Source organism: Streptomyces sp. NPDC048473 (assembly GCF_043200155.1).
GTDB lineage: Bacteria > Actinomycetota > Actinomycetes > Streptomycetales > Streptomycetaceae > Streptomyces.
Window position 1 is genome coordinate 1 of sequence record NZ_JBICXE010000079.1, and the last position, 18,190, is coordinate 18,190.

Consider the following 18,190-nt stretch of genomic DNA (forward strand, 5'->3'; position numbering starts at 1 on the left):
AGCAAGGCCTCTGATGAACCTGCCAGCCGGCGCCGATCGGCCGTCACCATCGCCCTGAACCACAGATGGCAGTAGCCCCAAAAGCAACGGCATTGTCATGGTTAACAAGGGGGGGAAGTCATGCCGGGCCCGGAGGCCGGGAGCCCCATTGCGGAGCCAACGAAGACGGTAATGGGGGGGGGAGGTGCTGCTGCCGTCGCTGACCTCGCAGATCAGGCTGCGATCGGGCGTTCGCACCTTGCGACACCCGCACCCCCGAGCTCATATCGGCGGGAGACCGCCAGGTTGCCTGCCATCTACATACGAGCGATCCCCTACTTGCGGCCGAGCGCGCGGAACAACCCGTCCCACACGAGGAGTTGAACCGGTGACGATCACCGTTCCCGCGCAGGCCCGTGAGCGGGTGCCCGTACTCGAGGCGGTCGGGGTGAGCCGCCACTTCGACGTCAGCCGCGGTTTCGGCCGACATCAGGTGGTGCGCGCCGTGGAGCAAGCCCATCTCACGCTCCACCGGGGCGAGATCGTCGCCCTGGTAAGCGAGAGCGGCAGCGGCAAGACCACACTCGCCCGGCTCCTCGCCCTCTTCCACGGTGTCACCGCGGGGGAGATCCGGCTGAACGGCACCGCCGTGCACCCGAAGTCCAAGGCCGCGCGGGCCTATCACTCGGCCGTACAGATGATCTTCCAGGACCCCTTCGGCTCACTCAACCCGCAGCGCAGGGTCCGGCACAACCTGGAAAGGGCGCTGCGGCTGCACGGCCATGCGGCGGCTTCGAAGAGAGAACGCAGGCTCCAGGTCCTCGAACTTCTGGAGAAGGTCAACCTCACACCGGCCGAGCAATTCATCGACAAGCTGCCCCACGAACTGTCCGACGGCCGGCGTCAGCGCGTTGTGATCGCCCGTGCCCTTGCCGTCCGGCCGAGTGTTCTGATCGGCGACGAGCCGATCTCGACGCTCGATGTGTCGATCCGCCTGGACATGCTCAACCTCCTTGCCCGGTTGCGGGATGAGGAGGGTCTCAGCCTGCTGTACATCACCCACGACATCGCCAGCGCTCGCTATCTCGCGGACCGTATTCATGTGATGTACGCGGGACAGATCGTCGAGTCGGGGCCCACCGAAGAAGTCATCCAGCACCCCAAACACCCCTATACAAAGCTCCTGTTGGATTCCTCGCCCGACACTGATCAACTCGTCGTGGACATCACCGGAGCAGACCCCGCAACCACCCGGACCGCGCAGCTGCACCTATGGCAACCGCGCACCCCCACCGCATCGGCAAGCTCGACCAGCGGCATGCTGTCGCAGACCTGGAAGGACAACACCCAGCCCGGCGGCAGCGGTAACACGTTCGGGGCACTGGCCGCACTGACAACCGACGGGCAGCACGTGCAGGCGAGCGTGGTCAACCCGCTCACCGCCCACGTCAGCTTCTGCCCGGACCCGGACGGATCGTCACCGCAGCTCCGCAATGGATCGGCGGATACGCCGCCCGAACAGCCTCACGGTTTGCTCGCCCAATCGGACCGGGTGCCAGCCCGACAACAGCAATCAGCAACCCAGCAAGCGGTCCTGCTCGATTTTCAGACGGTCGACGGACCGGTCTGCAAGGCAGAGCAGGAGCGCCCGCTCGCACTCGCCGGTGGTCAGGCAGAAGCCGGGCTTTCGGATTCTCGGCTACGCGGCCCAGGGCCCTTGGCATGCGGAAATCTCCGACAGGTCCTGCCTGCCGAGGAGGGGTTCGAAGAGCATCGTCGATTCGATCGCCAGAGCCTTCCTCTCTGCACGAGACTAATGGAACCTCAGTTACACACCACCGAATTGGCCGTTCTCTCCGGGAAGTGTGGCGTCGCCCTCTGTCAGGCAACATGGACTTCCGCTGCGGCAGTTTGGACTTTCCGTGTTCGATGGGCAGCCGCACCGCGCGCTGGAACCACGGCCCACTTCTCGTCGCTCACGGAGTATGCGTACTCGACCCACACCGACTCCCCCGGGGCAGAGTGGGAATCACCCTGCATCCAGCTCCCTGTCGAGACGACCGAGCCGCTTGCGACGCCTGAACATCCCCGAGGCCAGCGCCTTTCTGCCCCCGCTGACCACCGTCCATGAGGACTTCGCCGAGGTCGGCCGGCTTTGAGTGCAGCGGGTTCTGCGGCAGATCCGCATGCCGTCCACGGAGCAGGAGCGCGGCGCTACGCTCGTGCCGACGCGACTCATCGTACGGAAGAGCACGGCTCTTCCGCCGCAAGCGGCACAGTACGGCTCCCCCGCTGTGCAGTGCTGACGAACCCCTCCGCCGACGCCTGCCTGTAGTTCCGTGGGCTTTGGGTGTCTCCGGCACATGGCCCGCAGTTGCGTCATGAATACCTGTGCTACGGGGCCGTGTTGCGCGCCGATTGCGGGCCACCGACTGGAATGGGCGCGTCGTACAGTTGGCCCCCTGCCGGACCGCACGGCGCCCTGCGACTCATGTCTGAGTCTCGGTGATTCAGGCGGGTTACCGCGGCAGCGCGGCGCGGAAGTCCGCAGTCCGCCTGAGCGGCGTCGCGGATCCGCCGCCCGGAAATCGATCCCGTAGTCGCCTTGACGAACGCATGCCGCACATCTACCTTCACTCGACAGACCCGAACACACTCCAACACTTCAAAACCGAAAACACCACCGGAATCCACCGGTAGCCGTTATTCCAGGACCGGAATGACGATTGCCACCCCATCGCCCGGCTTCCTCTCGCCAGCCGCTGTCGACTCCTTGGTGTTTTCGTAAACGTCAAGGGCCGGACAGAAGACAGGACGTGGTCCTGTGGCATCGGCACCAGCCGGCACGACACGACGCTCGAGCAGCCCTCGGGCGCCTCGGCGCGCGGACGGGCCATCTGCCCATTCGCCCCGGGCCCCCACCGCGCAGGCCCCACCGTCCCTGACACAGGAGTTGGTATGACCCGCGAACTACCCAGACGCAGAGCCTTACTGACAGTCTTGACTCTTCTGCTGGGCACGCTCTTCAGCCTCGCCGAGCTGCCGGCGGCCCACGCCGCGCCCTCGACCTCCATCACGATTGACGGCACCAAGCCCGGCCGGGTGTTCGACGGCATCGGTGCCATTTCTGGCGGCGGCGGGAACTCCCGGCTCCTTGTCGACTATCCGGAGCCGCAACGCAGTCAGCTGCTTGACTATCTGTTCAAGCCTGGCTACGGCGCCTCACTGCAACTACTCAAGACGGAGATCGGCGGCGACACCAACTCCACCGACGGCGCCGAACCCAGCCACATGCACACAAGGGACACGGTGAACTGCAAGCAGGGCTACGAATGGTGGCTCATGCAGCAGGCCAAGAAACGCAACCCCGACATCAAGCTCGCGGCCTTGTCATGGGGTGCCCCCGGCTGGGTCGGCAACGGGAACTTCTGGTCCCAGGACATGATCGACTACCTGATGTCGTGGATGGGGTGCGCGGACCGCTACAACCTCACCATCGACTACATCGGCGGCTGGAACGAGCGCGGCTACGACAAGTCCTGGTACGTCAAGCTCAAGAACGCACTGGTCTCCCGCGGTTATGCCACCAAGATCGTCGCCGCCGACAGCTGGGACTGGGATGACGTGGCGGACGACATAGAAACCGACCCGGCGTTCAAGAACGCAGTCGACGTCATCGGTGCCCACTACCCCTGCGGCTACCTCGGCGACGGCTCCCACTGCCCGAGCTCCGACAAGGCACAAGGGACCGGCAAGCCGCTGTGGGCCAGTGAAAACGGCTCCCAGGACGCGAACGGCGGCGCAGCTGCGGCGGCCCGGGCGATGAACCGCGGTTACATCGACGGGAAGATGACCTCCTACATCAACTGGCCGGTCATCGCCGCGCTCTACCCGAACCTCCACTTCTCCACCGACGGGATGTCGATCGCAAACCAGCCCTGGTCGGGCCACTACACCGTCGGTAAGACGACCTGGGTCACGGCTCACACCACGCAGTTCACCAAACCCGGCTGGCGCTACATCGACTCCGCCAGCGGCTACCTCGGCGGCGACCGCGTCAACGGCAGTTACGTGACGCTGAAGTCGACCAACAACGTCGACTACAGCACCGTGATCGAGACCATGGGCACGAAGGAGTCCCAGACCGCCACGTTCAATGTCACCGGCGGCCTGTCCACCGGGAAACTCCAGGTGTGGGCCACCAATGTGAGCTCGTCCAGTTCGAATGACTGGTTCCAGCGCCAGCAGGATGTGACCCCGGCCGACGGCACGTACACGCTCACTCTCCAGCCCGGCTACGTCTACTCGGTCACGACCACGAACGGCCAAGGCAAGGGCTCTGGGACCTCACCGGACTCCCGTCCGCTCAAGCTGCCGTACCGGGACAGCTTCGACCACCCCACGTCGAACTCGTCACCGAGATACTTCTCCGACATGAACGGAGCGTTCAACAAGGTGCGGTGCGGCGGCGGCCGTTCCGGAACGTGTGCGCGCCAGATGGCTCCGACGACACCGATCCGCTGGACCGACGAGAAGTACAGCGCGCCGTACACCATCATGGGCGACGGAAGCTGGAGCAACTACACCGTCACCGCCGATACCCTGTTCGAGGAGTCCAGTACCGTCGAGTTGCTCGGCCGCGTCAACCAGCAGGCCAAGAACAACAACGGCCTCGACGCCTACCACTTGCGTGTCAGCTCCTCCGGCGATTGGTCCATCGACAAGAGCGACATCGGCTGGAACTTCACCACGCTGGCCAGCGGCAAGATATCCGCACCAGGCACCGGAAGCTGGCACACCGTCGCCCTGGCGATGGAGAACGAAACCCTCACGGCAACCGTGGACGGTGTCAAGGTCGGCAGCGCCAAGGACTTCAGCTACACCAATGGCCAGGCCGGCCTCGGGGTCACCGAGTACAAGGCCGCCCAGTTCGACAAATTCGCCCTCACCCCGGGGACGCCGACGTCGCACACCGGCCCGGTAACCTCGGGGCTGACCGGCACATGCCTCGACGCCGCCGCCGACTCCAGCGCCAACGGCACCAAAGTTCAGATCTGGGGCTGCAACGGCACGGCCGCCCAGAAGTGGACGTGGGCCAACGGCACCCTCACCCACAACGGCAAGTGTATGGATGTGGCCGGCGCGGGCACCGCCAACGGCACGCTTGTCGCGCTGTGGGACTGCAACGGAGGCGCGAACCAGACGTGGACGCCGCAGGCGGACGGCACCCTCAAGGGCGCTCAGTCAGGACGCTGTCTCGACGTCCCGGGCTTCAGCACCACCAACGGCACCCAACTCGCCATCCGGGACTGCAACGGAGGCGCAAACCAGCGATGGAACCTGCCCTAGCGAGCCGACCCAACTGCCCCAACTGACATGAAGAGACCTCGGGCACGGAGACGGGAAGCTCGCGTCGTGCCCGGGAAGCCGTCTCGCCCGGTCTCTCCGGCCAACGCACCGCGGAGAGACGCGCGCCAGCCGTCGTGAGTCGGCTCGGCCTTCATGCCGGGTGTTGCTGACCTGCGCGAACAGCAGCACCCGGCCGGGTCCATACCGCGTCCAGCCCTCGAAGCACAAGAAGAGCCGTGACTCCTCCCCGCCCTAAGAGGTCGTTTCCTCCCGGTGTTTCATCCCGTGGATTGCGTTTCGTCCCGGGGTGTCGGGTCGCGCCAGGACACGGTGGTCTCCCCGGTAAGGCGGCGGGCCATGAGGTCGGTCATGGCGAGGTGGATCACGGCTTCGGAGCGGGTGGGCGAAGAGCATCTGTTCAGTCGAGGACTGCGGTAGCTTCGATCTCGACCAGATGGTCGGGGACGTCCAATGCTGCTACGCCCAGCAGCGTGGCCGGCGGGACCGGGGCGGCCCCCAGCTTCGCGGCCGCACGGGAGATCCCCTCCAGGAGCAGGGGCATCTTGTCGGGGGTCCAGTCAACGACGTAGACGGTCAGTTTCGCCACGTCGTCGAAGGAACCACCGACCGCGGCCAGGCCAGTGCCGATGTTGAGGTAGCACTGCTCGACCTGCGCAGCGAGGTCGCCTTCGCCGACCGTGACCCCCTCGGCATCCCAGGCGACCTGCCCGGCGATGAAGACCAGCTTCGACCCGGATGCGATCGACACCTGCCGGTAGACGTCGATCTTGGGCAATCCGTTGGGGTTCACCAGGGTGAGGGCCATGCTCTGTCTCCTTGTCGTGAGAGTCGACTGCGGTCTCTTGTGGTTACTCAGGAACCGTAGGAGAGTGACCGTCGGCAGGGAAGAACGCACTTTTCGGTGACTGGGGAACCTCGTGGTGACCAAGCAGTTCAAGGGCTCGCCCAAGGACGAAGCAGACCTGACACGCGCGGACTCGTTGGCGCGGGAGATCTTCTCGGACGTCGCCAACAAGTGGGCGCTCCTGATCATCGAAGCCGTGGGTGAACGCACCCTGCGCTTCACTGAGCTACGCGACGCGATCGAGGGCATCAGCCACAAGATGCTCACCCAGAATCTGCGCATGCTGGAGCGCAACGGCCTGGTCGAGCGGTGCGTGCACCCCACGGTGCCGCCGCGGGTCGAGTACACCCTCACGGAGCCGGGGCGAGCCCTGCGAGCGACAGTTGACGCAATGTGCGACTGGACCCACCGGTACCTGGGCCACATCGAGACCGCCCGCCGCCGCTTCGACGCCTGACCACTGGAGCACTCGTATGCCCAGCATGCGGCTGGGTGTGCCGTGACACGGTAGGTGGAACCGGAAGAGCGCGGCAACCCGCCTGTCTTCACCTTGCAGGACAGCGGAGTTCGAACCGACGGGACAGTGTCGTTGGCACCTGTCAGCGAGTCGCCACACCTGTTAGAACCGGTCGCGGATCGCCCCTCAGGGGCCGACCTGGTCAGGAAGCAGTTGGATGGAGGCGCTCACGCCGCCGAGCCGACGGCAGTGCTTCAGGCCTCTGTAGTACCAGGCCCGCACGGACTGGGGCTCGGCGTATGGTCGGGCTTCATGAGTGCGCTTCTGCCGTACTGATTCTGCCCGCGTCCGCCCTCGTGCATCTGGTCCGGGACCGGCTGGTCACTGGACCGGCGGCCTCGGCCGAGATGCGGCTGCTCCTGGCCCACGTGAACCTGGTTGAGCAGACCGCCCGGGATCTCACCCCGGCCGGGCGCGCAGGCCGCTCACCACGCCCTGGTCGAGCTGGTCAAGGGGGTGCTGAGGCGGAAGGCCGACGGCACCGAGCCCCGCCTGGGCCCCGCACTGGCCCAGGCGGCGAAAGACCTCGCGGACAGCCGGCTCTCGGAAGGTTTCCATCGGCACCCGCGCACGCGCCTTCGGAACCCCTTGTATCCATGAGCACGCTTGTGTCAGATGCTCACTTCTTCGACCGGACCCGGCCCAACGGGCACGACTTGCCGACATCCGCGACAACCTGATCGCCCGCATCGCCGAGGCCGAACGCGAAGGCCGGCTCGGCGAGGTCGAAGGGCTACGGGTCAGCCTCGCTGGGGCAGAAGGGAAGATCGCCCAGCTCGATGCCCGCCAGGAGCGTAGGTCATCGAAGGTGTTCCTCGGAGTCCCCTCGTTCGACCAAATCGGAGCTCGAACGGCGGTGAGCCCTGATCATGAGGCGATGCCTGGAGCCTGACGGCTCCCCGTCCGGCAGATTGGATGCGGTCATGTGTTCGGTCAGGCAGCCCCTGCCTAGGCTTTGCGGGCGAGCAGTTGAATCTCCTGGAACTGCCGTCGGTCGGTGGGCTGAGGCTCGCGAACCATCCGGGCTACCTCGGCCAACCCGGACTTGCGCAGCATCGCGGCGAGGTGATCAGGCGACCACCGATAGGCCGGCGCGACTGTGTGATCGAAGACCTGCGTCGGGTGAGACGGATCATCGCTTGCCGAAAAGCCGACCAGAAGGTGGCCGCCAGGTACCAGCACACGGTGGAACTCCGCCAAGATGACGGGGAGTTCTTGCGGCGGAGTGTGGATGATGGACCAACGTGAGAGTGCGCCGCCCAGCACGCCGTCAGCGATGTTCAACGCGGCCATCGAGCCCACGTCGAACCGCAGGCCCGGATAGGCCTGTCGAGCCAACTCGACCATCGCAGGAGAGGTATCAACACCAAACGCCGCCAGCCCCAGCTCATCCAGATGAGCGGTGATATGGCCAGGCCCACACCCCAGGTCCGCGACCTGACCGTCCCCACTCGCACTTACGACCTCGGCGAAGGCACCCAAGATCGCGCGGTCCAGGGGCCTGTCACGCAGCGTGTCGCGGAACAGCTGCGCATAGGTGGGGGCAGCAGCGTCGTAAGCCTCGCGGGTGGCACTGAGGGCATCGTGTTCGACCATGCTCGCGACAGTAGTCCCTGGCCCCGAGGCGAGCCGAGAGAATCACGATCTTCCCTCCCGCCCGTTCGCCCGGGCTATCGCTGGTTCGGAGAAGCCTGTGTCAGATGTCCGCTACTTCTCGTGGACCCGGACCAGATGCCTCGCCTTCAGGAGATCCGCGCCAACCTCATCGACCGACTCCAGGAGGCCAGGGACCAGGGCCGGCTCGGCGAGGTCGCCGCAATCGAGACCACTATGGCCGCCGCCGCGCAGAAGCTGGAGGCCATGCGCGACCGCGCGGGACAGCCCTCCACCGTTCATCTCGGCATGCGCGACTTCCGCAGTAGCGCTGGTCGTATTGCTCCGGAGCTGTGGCACACACGGCCGCCCGGGAATCGGCATCCCCGGGGTGCAGCCTTCCTCGCCCTTCAACCACCCACGTACAACCGCCGGTGCCACCACGGGTACGGACTGCCGCTCCAGTCCATCCAGTGGCTTGGATCAGGATCGTGCAGTGTTCTGCGGCGGAACTCCGCATCGAGGCCGGCAAGTAGCCGTCGCAACTCGGTGCGTGCCGGAACCGGGAGGATACCCACTATGTCCTCCAACGCATCCCTGACCACCGCGACATCGTCGTACTGGCACCCCGGACAGGCCGGGCAATCCGAGGCAGACAACCTCAGCTTCCGACCGGGCTGTTGCAGGAACTTCCGGTAGCTGTAGAGGAATTGCGAGGTCCGCCCGGGCCGGACCTCATAGCTGTGATCGCCATGCTCCACCAAGTGGATCGCGGCACTCGTATCACGCGACAGACGGTCGATGGGGGGCAACTCACGTGCCCACTCGGGCGGTCGACGCTCACGCGCGGCGCGGATCGCGCCCGGACGCTTACGCGGCATGAGCCTTTCTGGTGATCATCATGGAGTCCATCCTGTCATCAGCAACACTCGATGCGCCAGAGCAACTGCCTGCCAACCACAGACGAAGGCATGCAGCCTCCACGAACGAAACGGCGCGCGTCACGCGCGTCACGCCCGCTCCGTGCGACGTTCGCAACCACTACTCGCAGTCATGAAGCCGCCCGGAGCGGCGATCTCACCGAGGGGGGACAAGTTCGGATAAGCATGCGTCCGATGCACCGTCCTCATCGTCTCCCCCGCGGACGGACCGCGCCTGGTCGAGATCCGCGACAACCTCGCCGAGCGGATCGCCGAAGCCCAACGCGAGGGCTGGCTCGGCGAGGCCGAAGGACTCTCCGTCAGCCTCGCCGCAGCGCAGGAGAAGCTCGACCGACGCGACATACAGCAAGAACGGAGGCGCCCCCCAGTCTTCGTGGGAATCCCCACATTCGACCGGCTCGTCGCTCGCACCAGCGCGACACGGGAGCCGTGAGTGCCAGACCGGAAAGGTTGCGTCTGTCCTGTTACCCGCGTCTGTGTAGAGGTGGCCTCGTGCCGTTCTGGGCAACCAGCAGTTGTGGGCCGTCCGCAGCCGTCAGGCCAGCGGGATGACAGGCCTGACGAGGGTGCCGCGTGTGTGCGGGCGCTGCGCGACGAAGTCGCCCTGTTCGAGGTCGCGACAGGAGCTCGCCTGAATCAAAATTGAGGGCACACCGCCCGGGATTCCGCCCCGATTGTGCCCTGCCTCCGCACCTCCGCTTCGTCGCCGCCGAACGCCGCATCGATCGCGGTGCGGGTTTAGGTCCCGCTCGAGCGCATCCGAACCGACTTGCCGGACTCCCAGCCTGTGGTGGCGTCGAGGATCAGCAGGACGGTTGTGAAGCCGAGGGGCCTCCTGACCGAAGGACACATCGCCGACGACGCTGCGGGACCCGGGCTCAGTTGGGCCCTTGGCCCCCCAGCGTGTGCCGCTCGATCAGCCGTGAAATGTCCTTCGCAGTGACGAACCCCACCAGATGGCCCCCATCCACGACGAGAATGCGCATGCCACTACCCGGGCGGAGCTTGTCGAGAGCCTCACTCAGAAGATCACTCGGGGCGGCAACCGCGCACTGTGACAGCGGGATCGCCACCTCACGCACGCGCAGCGCCTCCCGGCGCACTCCCGGTATCCGGGCAAGCTTGCGTATCTGAATGATCCCGCTGGGACGGCCTTCGAAATCGAGCAGCGGCACGGCGGAATGGCGGGAGTTCACCGCCACCTCGTCGATGAAATGCCGGATGGTCAGCCAGTCGGCGCCGGTGGTCACCGGGCTGGACATGGCATCGGCGACCTTGACGCCCCGCAGGGCTGTGTGGATCACGGCGCGCTGCCGTTCGGTGCCGGCAACGACCGTGATGAAAAGACCGACGAAGACGAGCCACAGCCCGCCCGGCACCCCGCGCAGGAAGGAGATCCAGCCGAAGGCCATCAGCAGCACGCCCATGACCTGACCGCTTCGGGAGGCCGCCCGATCCGCACGTTCTCGGTCTCCGGTACGCCACCACAACAACGCCTGCACCACCCTTCCGCCGTCGAGCGGCGCAGCGGGAAGGAGGTTGAATGCGCCCAGGAACAGGTTCGCCCAGCCGAGCCACACCAGAACCGCGGCAGGCACCGCCCAGCCGGACATCGCGTGCAGCCCGATTCCCACTCCGAGCGCGGCGCCTCCAGTGGCCAGGCTGGTGAGTGGCCCGCTGATCGCCACTGCGAAAGCCGCCGCGGCCGTCTGCGGTCGCCCCATCCGGGTCATCCCGCCCAGCGCCCACAGCGTCACATCCTGTACCGCGATCTTCTTCCTGCGGGCAGTCGCAGCGTGTGCCGTCTCGTGGAGCAGAAGGCTGCCCATGAGCAGCACGGCCCCCACAGCACTGGCGAAGGTGTACACCACATCCGAGCGCCCTGGAGTCCATGCCGGAAGGGTCTGGCGGCCAAGACCGTACGCGAACAGGACCACCAGCAGCGGCACGCTCCAATGCATCCGCAGTGGTACCCCGACAACTTGTCCGACACGGACCGAGCCGTTCATCGTCGTCTCCCGCCGGCTCGGCACCCGGTCCACCGGGCAGGACCTCGTGACCTGACTCCGTGAACCGACCAGCACGGCACCCACCTACAATTGTCGCTCTCGGAATCTCCCGCAGTCGGCCAGGGCCAAGGACGGCGTCCCCTCCTCGGCTCCGTGGACTCCGTTCAGCGCGTTGCTGCGCAGATACGGTCGGGGAAGGCGCCGGATGATCCAGGCCGGGACCTACCGACAGCACTGTGGAGGTGGGTCATGGGGCAAAGCCATCACTTCCACCTGAGGACCGCCCTGAGCGGCGGGAGTGCTCAGCCTGTGGGCGCCAGCACCGCCGTACGGCCGCCCAGCACGGCGGAGAACATGTCGGTGACCTGGGCCAGAGCCTGGCGTGGTCCGGGTGGTGGTGTGCTCGGGGAACGTGCTCGCCCAGAAGGTCTGGTCGGGTGGCCAGGGGTAGGTGCTGTCCATCAAAGGTCTCCTGACATTCGGGCAGGCTGCCGTGATCTGGTGGGAGGGGCTGGCGGTCCGGGGCCGGGTTCAGGCGAGGTAGTCCTCGGGGCCCCCGCGGCGGACGGTGTCGAGCGTGAAGCAGTGGAAGCCGCCGCCGAAGAGCCGCCGGTGACGGACGGGGACAACGGTGAAGTCGCGGCCCTCCAGGACGTCGATCAGCTCCGGGTACAGGGAGTTGACGATGACGGTGTTCTCGTCGATGGACAGGAGGTTGATGTCCATGTAGCGGCTGCCGATCGGGATGACGAAGCCGAGGTCGGTGCAGTCCGGGAAGTTGCTGTCGTCGGTCTCCGGGGCGTAGATCACGTCCCAGGCCTGCATGGCCTTGGGCAGGTACTTCAGGTACTCCGGGGAGCGCAGCAGCATCAGGCCGGGGCGCAGCGGGACCAGGACGCTGTCGATGTGGTTGTCGGCCATGGCGTTCAGGCGGTGGAACCGCAGATCGCTGAGGTTGTCCCGGAGCCAGCGCAGGGCGAGTTCATGGTTGTGGTTGCCGACGTTGACCAGGACGTCGTGGCCCAGCCGCATGCACTGCGCGCCGTCGAAGACCATCTCCAGGCCCAGTCCCTCGATGCTGCTGGCCGTCTCGCCGTCGGTGGCCCGGGCGACGTCCAGGCCCTGGCGGGTGAAGAAGCCGGTGTCCAGGGAGTCACGGGTCAAGGCGGGCCGGGGCATGCTCAGCCAGTTCGCTCCGGCCTCGTAGTACCGGTAGAAGGCCGGCTTGAGCAGGTCGTTCTCGAAGACCCTGGCGCGCACCTGGGGCGCGGTCTCCACGATGGTGTTGCCGAGGATGATGGTCTGGTCGCGGACGTTGAGCGGCGGGGTGGCCCGGGCGTCCCAGTGCGGGGAGCGGATGTCGACGTCCTTGCCTGGCGTCGCGGGCCGCAGGACGTTCACCCCGCACGCGGTCAGGGCGTCGGCCAGGCCGGCGATGTCCTCGTTGAGCTCGTCGACCAGCTGGGAGGGGATTGGCAGCAGCTGTTCCCCCGAAGGACTGGTGTGCCGGCCCAGCACGGGGGCGACGTTGTCGTAGAAGAACAGGCGCCACGAGGTGTCGGTGTGGTGGTCGGTGTAGTGCTCGGCCCGTCCGAGGACGACCTCGTCGAGCCGGGTGAATTCGTCGTAGCTGTTCAGCGGCGGCGGGGCGGCAGGGGTGGTCTGGGGCATGGTGGGCAGCCTCCTCAGCGGCGGGCGACGGCGCGCTCGCGCGCCTCAAGGTCGGTGCCGTAGGGGTCGGAAGTGTTCGGGGCGGGGTCAGGCGGCAGGGACTTGCCCGCGCGCCGTGCAGGTCGCGTTCGAGGGGGCAGTCAGGCGGGTGATGATGTTCTCGACCACGCACGGCTTGTCGGGTGTGGAGCGCCGGCGGAAGAAGTACCCGGAGCACCAGGGCACTTCCTCCCAGCGCGGCAGGGACTGCGAGACCAGGGCGCGAGCTTCGGGCAGGCGGCGCCAGGGGATCTTCGGGCACCAGTGGTGGATGGGGTGGTACATGTCGTCGAGGTGACCGCCGAGCAGGTGCCGGGTGAGCCAGTGGGAGCTCCAGCCGCGGGTCTACAGGAGGACGTCGTCGTTCTCGATCAGCCCGGCATGGTTGCCCAGGTCGGTGATCCAGGTGACGACGGGCCGCACCAGGACGAGGGGAAGCAGCCAATAGAGCAGGAGGTACGGCACGCCGCCCACGGGCCACAGCGCGGCGACGACGGCCGCCCACAGCGCGGCGCGGGTAGCGAGTGCCCGCCAGGACTCCCCCGGCGCGCGGGTCAGCAGGGTCAGCACGGCGGTCTTCGGCAGCCGCCACAGGGCGTTGCGCACGATGACCCGAAGGACGAAGTCGAGGCGGCTGGGGGACGAGCCTGCAGCACGGATGTTGCCAGCACGGTAGGACTGGAACATGGGGTCGTCGTCCGAGCCGAGCTTGGCGTGGTGTACGTAGTGGCTGGTGCGGTAAGGCGCGAAGCCCTCGCCGAGCAACCCGGTCAGGAGGTAGCCGATGAGCCGGTTTCCGCGGTGGGTGGCCATGAGCTTGGAGTGCACACACTCGTGCGCAAGGTTGGACAGGTGACGCTGGCGGACACCGATGTAGCAGACGGCCAGGAGCGGGCCGACGATGTAGCCGACGATGTGACCGGCAACAGCCGCGACGGCGATCGCAGCCAGGTCCAGTGCGACGTCGTACAGACCGATGGTCGGGCGTCCGCAGAGCTTCTCCAGATCGGTGATGAGCTGCGGTCCGAGGACCTTGCGCGCGGGCCCGGAGACTCCGGTTCCGTTGCGCGTCCTGCTGGCGGCGGGGCTGCCCATCAAGTCCTCCAGTCGGTGCGGAACGAGTGAAATCGGGCCCTGCCGTGCTCCGGCGCGGCCCACAGGACGCGACGGACTGACGAATGCGTGTACGAGGACACGCCGGAGCACAGTCAGAGGTGGGTCAGTGGTTCAGCCGAAGATCAGGCGGCGACGAGCGCGGCGTCGGGGCGCATGCCCTCCTTCAGCGCGGCGGCGTCCGGGCGCATGCCCTCCTTCAGCGCGGAGGCGTCCGGGCGCATGCCCTCCTTCAGCGCGGAGGCGTCCGGGCGCATGCCCTCCTTCAGGTTCGTGTCCGTGGTCATTCCGGCGGTAGCGGTCATGAAGTTCTCCCTCTTCGGTCGCGGGCGACCCCGCGAGCCGTGTGATCGGGTGATGGAGTTGCCGGCCGCAGTGAGGTGCTGAGTTGTCGGCTCGGCACGCCGTGGGTGCATGCGCACGCCGATGGAGAGGTTGCGCCGGGTTCCATCCGTGGATGAGCGTTGCGTGACGCGGTCGCACCAGGCGCTTGGCCAGTCACGCTAAGGCGGTGCTCGATGGGGCCGCAACGGCCCCAGGCCTTGCGCCGGTTGCACGGGACCGTTGCGTGACCGTTGCGCGCCAACCCGCACTGACCTGCTCAAACGCAGCGGAGAGGGTTCTGAAAGAGGGCTGGATCGGCCCCGTCGGCCGATGAAGAGCAGACGGAAGGGGTTCTGCCGGGCGCGCTGCCGCAGCTAGCTTGTGGCTCCGCCAAGGGCGGCATCGAAGCCGGTCGCTGTGCTACCCGGAAACCCGCCACCTGCCGTCGGAAACACGGACCTTGAGGAGCTCGCGTGCTCAACCCCGTCGTCATGAAGTCCGACCTGCTGTTCAGCCTGCGCGACACGCTCCGCGCGGAGATGTTCGCCGAGCTGACCACCCCCACGCTGCGCAAGGCCGACCTTGGCCCCGGTCGCCGCGTCTCGGTCGACTGGGAGGACGGCCGTCACCTGCGGGTGATGATCGGCCCGGCCTTGCGCGTGAACCTGGAGCATCACCCGCGGATCTTCGAGATCGGGCCGTGTTTCCGACCCGAAAAGCCTGACGCGCTGCACGCTCCCGAGTTCCAGATGCTCGACCTCTACGCGGCCAACGAGGACTTCGAGTTCCTGTTGGCGCTGGCCGAGCGGCTGGTCGCCCCGCACATCCCTTACACCCCCGAGCGGGTCTCCGTCGCCGCGCACGTCCGGGATCTGTTCGGCATCGACCTGCACCACGAGCCGCTCGGTGACCTGCCGGCCCGGATGGCCGCACACCAGGGACTGGGCACAGACGTGCCGTTCAAGACGGTGCTGGGACAGTTCGTGGAACGCGAGCTGGAGGCCCAGAGCGCCGGCGCCGCGGTCTTCCTGACCGAATACCCGGTCGGCGGGGACGAGCCGTGCGCTCGCCTCTCCCCCGGCATGATCGCCGTCCTGAACCGGTTCGAGCTCCTGATCGACGGCATCGAGGTCGTCCACGGCTACGAGGACGAGCCCGACCGGGCCGCGTTCGTCGAGCGGGCCCGCGCTGCGGACCTGTACGACGACGAGCAGGCCCTGGCGTGGAAGCCGATCGACGCCGGGCTTGTGCCGGCCGGCAGCGTCGGACTCGGCATCGAGCGGCTGTGCATGGCCGCCTCCGGCATCAAGGACATCACCGTCTTCCAGCAGTCGGCCCAGTTCTGACCGCCACCACCGTCCGGAAAGGAGCCGCGATGTCCTTGTCGCTGCGCCCGCTCGACGACAGCGGCTTCGGCGCCGTCATCGACTGCAGCCTCGCCACCGACGCCGCAGACCTTGCGCCTCAGCTGGCGCGAGCCCTGCACCAGCACCGGCTACTGATCGTGCCCGGGCAACACCTGAACCACGCCGATCTCCGGACTGCTGCCAGCTGCTTCGGGGAGGTGGACACCCGCACCGACCGCCGCTACGCCGTCGGCGGCTTCCCCGGCCTGACCGCGATCAGCAACATCACCGAGGACGGTGAGCACGTCGGCGTCTATGACGGGGACAACGAGGAGGAATGGCACGCCGACAACTCCTTCAAGCCGCAGCTGACCCGGGCGACGCTGCTGTACTCGGTCATCACCCCCGAGAAGGGCGGCGAGACCCGCTTCGCCGACACCACCCGCGCCTACGCCGACCTTCCAGAGCAGATGAAGCAGAGGATCAACGAGTTGCGCTCGGTGCACTCCATCGAACAGCTCGGCGCCCTGCAGAGCCAGGCCAGTGGTGGCCGGTCTTCGGCCGCGTCCGGCAGTCTCGCCGGCCACCCGGAAGTCGAGCACCCGCTCGTCCTCCAGCACCCGACCACCGGCGCCCGCTCGCTGCTGCTCGGCTCCATGGTGATTTGCGGCATCACCGGCCTCACCGAAGAAGACAGCAGCGGCCTGCTCGCCGACCTGCTGCAGCATGCGACAAGCCCGCCGTACGTCTACAGCCACCGCTGGAATCAGGGCGACCTCGTCATCTGGGACAACCTCGCCACCCTCCACACCGCCTCCCCGTGCGACAGCTCCCGCCACTCGCGCCTGCTGTATCGCGCTGCTGTCCGACAACCCGCAGCCTCGAGTGGCTCCGTCAGATGACCCGCGGCGAGAACGCGAGGATCGCCCCGGTCACCAGCCCTAGGGTTTGCCCATGACCGTGAAGGCCGTGAAGGTGCCCCAGAAGGAAATTGCCCTCAACATCGATCGCATCACCCAGATCGGACGCCAAGTGCATGGCGTGTGCCCCGGGTTCGACGCTGAAGCCTTCGTAGGGGACGTAATGTCCGACCTGCCCAGGCTGGAGCTCAAAGATCGGATTACTCGCACCAGCAAGGCTCTGCACGCTCACCTTCCTGTCACGGGCGCCGAAGCCCTCAACGTATTGCTTCGCTCGCTGCCGCCGACCCCCGAAGCCGCCGGCGTGACAAACGATTTCGGGTGGCACACCTACTCGCCGCACTCCGACTTCGTCGCCCGCTACCTGCGCACCGGCGAGTACCTGGACCAGGCCCTCGAAGCCCTCGCTCGCTTCACCCGGTACTTCTCGGCAGAGGTCGCCGTGCGGGACTTCCTCAACGACTTCCCCGACGAGACGATGAAGGCCGTCGACGCCTGGGCCCGAGACCAGGACCACCGGACCCGTCGGCTCGCGAGTGAGGCCACCCGCCCTCTGCTGCCCTGTGCCCCGCGCATCTCCCTGCCTGACGACGTGGCGCTGCCCGTCCTCGAGCAGCTCTACGGCGACTCCATCACCTACGTCCGCACGTCGGTCGCCAACCATCTGCACGACCTGTCCGTGACGCAGCCGGATCTGGTGCTGGCCACCTTTCAGCGCTGGAAGGTCTCTGGTCTCGTTCCCGACAAGCACTTCGCGTTCATCGCCCGGCAGGCCCTGCGGAGCAGGTTGAAGAAGGGCTGGCCGGGTGCCTACGCCTTCCTCGGCTACGCGCCCGACGCGCCGGTCGAGCTGACGCCTCTCGTCCTGGAGCGCACCGAGCTCGTCGACGGCGACACGCTCAGTTTCTCCGCCACTCTCACCACCACCGCCCCCGTCCCGGTGCACGTGATGTTCGTGATCTCTTCGACGACGCGGACCGGCAAGCCGCGCGAGAAGGTGTACTTCCTTCTGCGCAGCACCGGCAAGCCGGGCGAGAAACTGCCACTCGCCAAGGACCACGTGCTGCGCTCTACCGCCACTGTGGAGCTCACGCCGGGTGCGTATTCGATCGCCCTCCAGGTCAACGGACGCCGTTTCCCGGAGGCGACCTTCCGTGTCCGGGAGGCATGACGAACTGACCGCCCTCCTGAACTGAACCGACCCACCTCGTAGGGCGTGGCGCCCCCTCGCGCCACGGCCCGGTCAGCCATGCGCAGAGCAGACCGAAGGCTCACGCCCTCTGATCCCGTCCCCGGACCGCGACCCTGCGCATTGCGACCGACGGCGTTTCGGCCAACACCCCCTCATGGAGCGCCTCTTGCGGCACAAGGGCCCATGCTGTGACCGAGGATTGCAGTTGGCGGATGGTACTCGCTTCGGTGCAGGTCACTAGGGCGCGTATCGGGTTGTGATCAATCTGCCGGATTCGGCTTCGTGGCGGGGTCTGATCAGGTAAATCTTCATGCGTGACGCGAGTGCAACTG

At 66.9% G+C, this 18,190-nt stretch carries 15 protein-coding genes and 2 pseudogenes; 7 read left to right on the top strand and 10 right to left on the bottom strand.

Annotated features, from left to right (window positions below; all coding sequences use genetic code 11):
- Positions 1–484 precede the first annotated feature (484 nt).
- The 3 genes and pseudogenes from ACGFU7_RS44740 (at position 485) to ACGFU7_RS44750 (ending at position 5,328) form a co-directional block, all read left to right on the top strand.
- Positions 485–2,110 carry an ABC transporter ATP-binding protein gene (locus ACGFU7_RS44740; RefSeq protein ID WP_393704254.1) on the top strand — a complete coding sequence of 542 codons (1,626 nt, stop codon included), beginning with the start codon at positions 485–487 and terminating at the stop codon, positions 2,108–2,110.
- Positions 2,061–2,285, top strand: a pseudogene (locus ACGFU7_RS44745) (substrate-binding domain-containing protein); the annotation flags it as partial. The gene ACGFU7_RS44740 and the pseudogene ACGFU7_RS44745, both read left to right, overlap by 50 nt.
- Positions 2,286–2,979: 694 nt before the next feature.
- Positions 2,980–5,328, top strand: a complete 2,349-nt coding sequence (locus tag ACGFU7_RS44750) for a ricin-type beta-trefoil lectin domain protein (protein ID WP_393704234.1) — start codon at positions 2,980–2,982, stop codon at positions 5,326–5,328.
- A gap of 278 nt (positions 5,329–5,606) precedes the next feature.
- Here ACGFU7_RS44750 and ACGFU7_RS44755 read toward each other — a convergent pair.
- Positions 5,607–5,732: pseudogene (locus ACGFU7_RS44755) on the bottom strand (IS5/IS1182 family transposase); the annotation flags it as partial.
- A gap of 14 nt (positions 5,733–5,746) precedes the next feature.
- Positions 5,747–6,154: a RidA family protein gene (locus ACGFU7_RS44760; protein ID WP_393704235.1), complete on the bottom strand. Its 408-nt coding sequence runs from the start codon at positions 6,152–6,154 to the stop codon at positions 5,747–5,749.
- A 112-nt stretch (positions 6,155–6,266) separates the two neighbouring features.
- On the opposite strand from ACGFU7_RS44760, the gene ACGFU7_RS44765 reads away from it, so the two are divergent.
- Complete coding sequence (locus ACGFU7_RS44765; RefSeq protein ID WP_393704237.1) at positions 6,267–6,650, top strand: winged helix-turn-helix transcriptional regulator; 384 nt, start codon at positions 6,267–6,269, stop codon at positions 6,648–6,650.
- A 1,008-nt stretch (positions 6,651–7,658) separates the two neighbouring features.
- On the opposite strand, the gene ACGFU7_RS44770 is transcribed toward ACGFU7_RS44765, so the two are convergent.
- From ACGFU7_RS44770 to ACGFU7_RS44800, 7 genes are all read right to left on the bottom strand, one after another.
- Complete coding sequence (locus tag ACGFU7_RS44770) at positions 7,659–8,306, bottom strand: class I SAM-dependent methyltransferase (protein ID WP_393704238.1); 648 nt, start codon at positions 8,304–8,306, stop codon at positions 7,659–7,661.
- Positions 8,307–8,417: 111 nt separating this feature from the next.
- Positions 8,418–8,606 carry a hypothetical protein gene (locus tag ACGFU7_RS44775; RefSeq protein ID WP_393704240.1) on the bottom strand — a complete coding sequence of 63 codons (189 nt, stop codon included), beginning with the start codon at positions 8,604–8,606 and terminating at the stop codon, positions 8,418–8,420.
- A gap of 1,516 nt (positions 8,607–10,122) precedes the next feature.
- Positions 10,123–11,253 carry a site-2 protease family protein gene (locus tag ACGFU7_RS44780; RefSeq protein ID WP_393704241.1) on the bottom strand — a complete coding sequence of 377 codons (1,131 nt, stop codon included), beginning with the start codon at positions 11,251–11,253 and terminating at the stop codon, positions 10,123–10,125.
- A 531-nt stretch (positions 11,254–11,784) separates the two neighbouring features.
- Positions 11,785–12,924, bottom strand: coding sequence for an inosamine-phosphate amidinotransferase 1 (locus ACGFU7_RS44785; protein ID WP_393704242.1), 1,140 nt, complete (start codon positions 12,922–12,924; stop codon positions 11,785–11,787).
- A gap of 87 nt (positions 12,925–13,011) precedes the next feature.
- The gene (locus tag ACGFU7_RS44790; RefSeq protein ID WP_393704243.1) at positions 13,012–13,248 is read right to left on the bottom strand and encodes a hypothetical protein; all 237 of its coding nucleotides are present in this window, start codon (positions 13,246–13,248) and stop codon (positions 13,012–13,014) included.
- A gap of 60 nt (positions 13,249–13,308) precedes the next feature.
- Positions 13,309–14,058 (bottom strand): fatty acid desaturase, encoded by a 750-nt coding sequence (locus tag ACGFU7_RS44795; RefSeq protein WP_393704244.1) that lies wholly within the window; start codon positions 14,056–14,058, stop codon positions 13,309–13,311.
- A gap of 143 nt (positions 14,059–14,201) precedes the next feature.
- Complete coding sequence (locus ACGFU7_RS44800) at positions 14,202–14,381, bottom strand: hypothetical protein (protein ID WP_393704245.1); 180 nt, start codon at positions 14,379–14,381, stop codon at positions 14,202–14,204.
- Positions 14,382–14,873: 492 nt separating this feature from the next.
- On the opposite strand from ACGFU7_RS44800, the gene ACGFU7_RS44805 reads away from it, so the two are divergent.
- Together ACGFU7_RS44805 and ACGFU7_RS44810 are read left to right on the top strand one after the other, a co-directional pair.
- The gene (locus ACGFU7_RS44805; RefSeq protein WP_393704247.1) at positions 14,874–15,746 is read left to right on the top strand and encodes an amino acid--tRNA ligase-related protein; all 873 of its coding nucleotides are present in this window, start codon (positions 14,874–14,876) and stop codon (positions 15,744–15,746) included.
- A 29-nt stretch (positions 15,747–15,775) separates the two neighbouring features.
- Positions 15,776–16,648: a TauD/TfdA dioxygenase family protein gene (locus ACGFU7_RS44810; RefSeq protein WP_393704249.1), complete on the top strand. Its 873-nt coding sequence runs from the start codon at positions 15,776–15,778 to the stop codon at positions 16,646–16,648.
- Here the strand turns inward: ACGFU7_RS44810 and ACGFU7_RS44815 are convergent.
- Entirely contained in the window at positions 16,641–16,892 is a 252-nt protein-coding gene (locus tag ACGFU7_RS44815) for a hypothetical protein (protein ID WP_393704250.1), read from the bottom strand. The two genes, ACGFU7_RS44810 and ACGFU7_RS44815, sit on opposite strands and share 8 nt — an antisense overlap.
- A 78-nt stretch (positions 16,893–16,970) precedes the next feature.
- On the opposite strand from ACGFU7_RS44815, the gene ACGFU7_RS44820 reads away from it, so the two are divergent.
- Positions 16,971–17,837 (top strand): hypothetical protein, encoded by an 867-nt coding sequence (locus tag ACGFU7_RS44820; RefSeq protein WP_393704252.1) that lies wholly within the window; start codon positions 16,971–16,973, stop codon positions 17,835–17,837.
- Positions 17,838–18,190: the final 353 nt, after the last annotated feature.

Bases quoted from the DNA above. Each gene is read 5' to 3' on its own strand.
- ACGFU7_RS44780 (WP_393704241.1), bottom strand. From the start codon at position 11,253: ATGAACGGCTCGGTCCGTGTCGGACAAGTTGTCGGGGTACCACTGCGG.
- ACGFU7_RS44785 (WP_393704242.1), bottom strand. From the start codon at position 12,924: ATGCCCCAGACCACCCCTGCCGCCCCGCCGCCGCTGAACAGCTACGAC.
- ACGFU7_RS44760 (WP_393704235.1), bottom strand. From the start codon at position 6,154: ATGGCCCTCACCCTGGTGAACCCCAACGGATTGCCCAAGATCGACGTC.
- ACGFU7_RS44775 (WP_393704240.1), bottom strand. From the start codon at position 8,606: ATGAACGGTGGAGGGCTGTCCCGCGCGGTCGCGCATGGCCTCCAGCTT.
- ACGFU7_RS44790 (WP_393704243.1), bottom strand. From the start codon at position 13,248: ATGTACCACCCCATCCACCACTGGTGCCCGAAGATCCCCTGGCGCCGC.
- ACGFU7_RS44795 (WP_393704244.1), bottom strand. From the start codon at position 14,058: ATGGGCAGCCCCGCCGCCAGCAGGACGCGCAACGGAACCGGAGTCTCC.
- ACGFU7_RS44800 (WP_393704245.1), bottom strand. From the start codon at position 14,381: ATGACCGCTACCGCCGGAATGACCACGGACACGAACCTGAAGGAGGGC.
- ACGFU7_RS44810 (WP_393704249.1), top strand. From the start codon at position 15,776: ATGTCCTTGTCGCTGCGCCCGCTCGACGACAGCGGCTTCGGCGCCGTC.
- ACGFU7_RS44770 (WP_393704238.1), bottom strand. From the start codon at position 8,306: ATGGTCGAACACGATGCCCTCAGTGCCACCCGCGAGGCTTACGACGCT.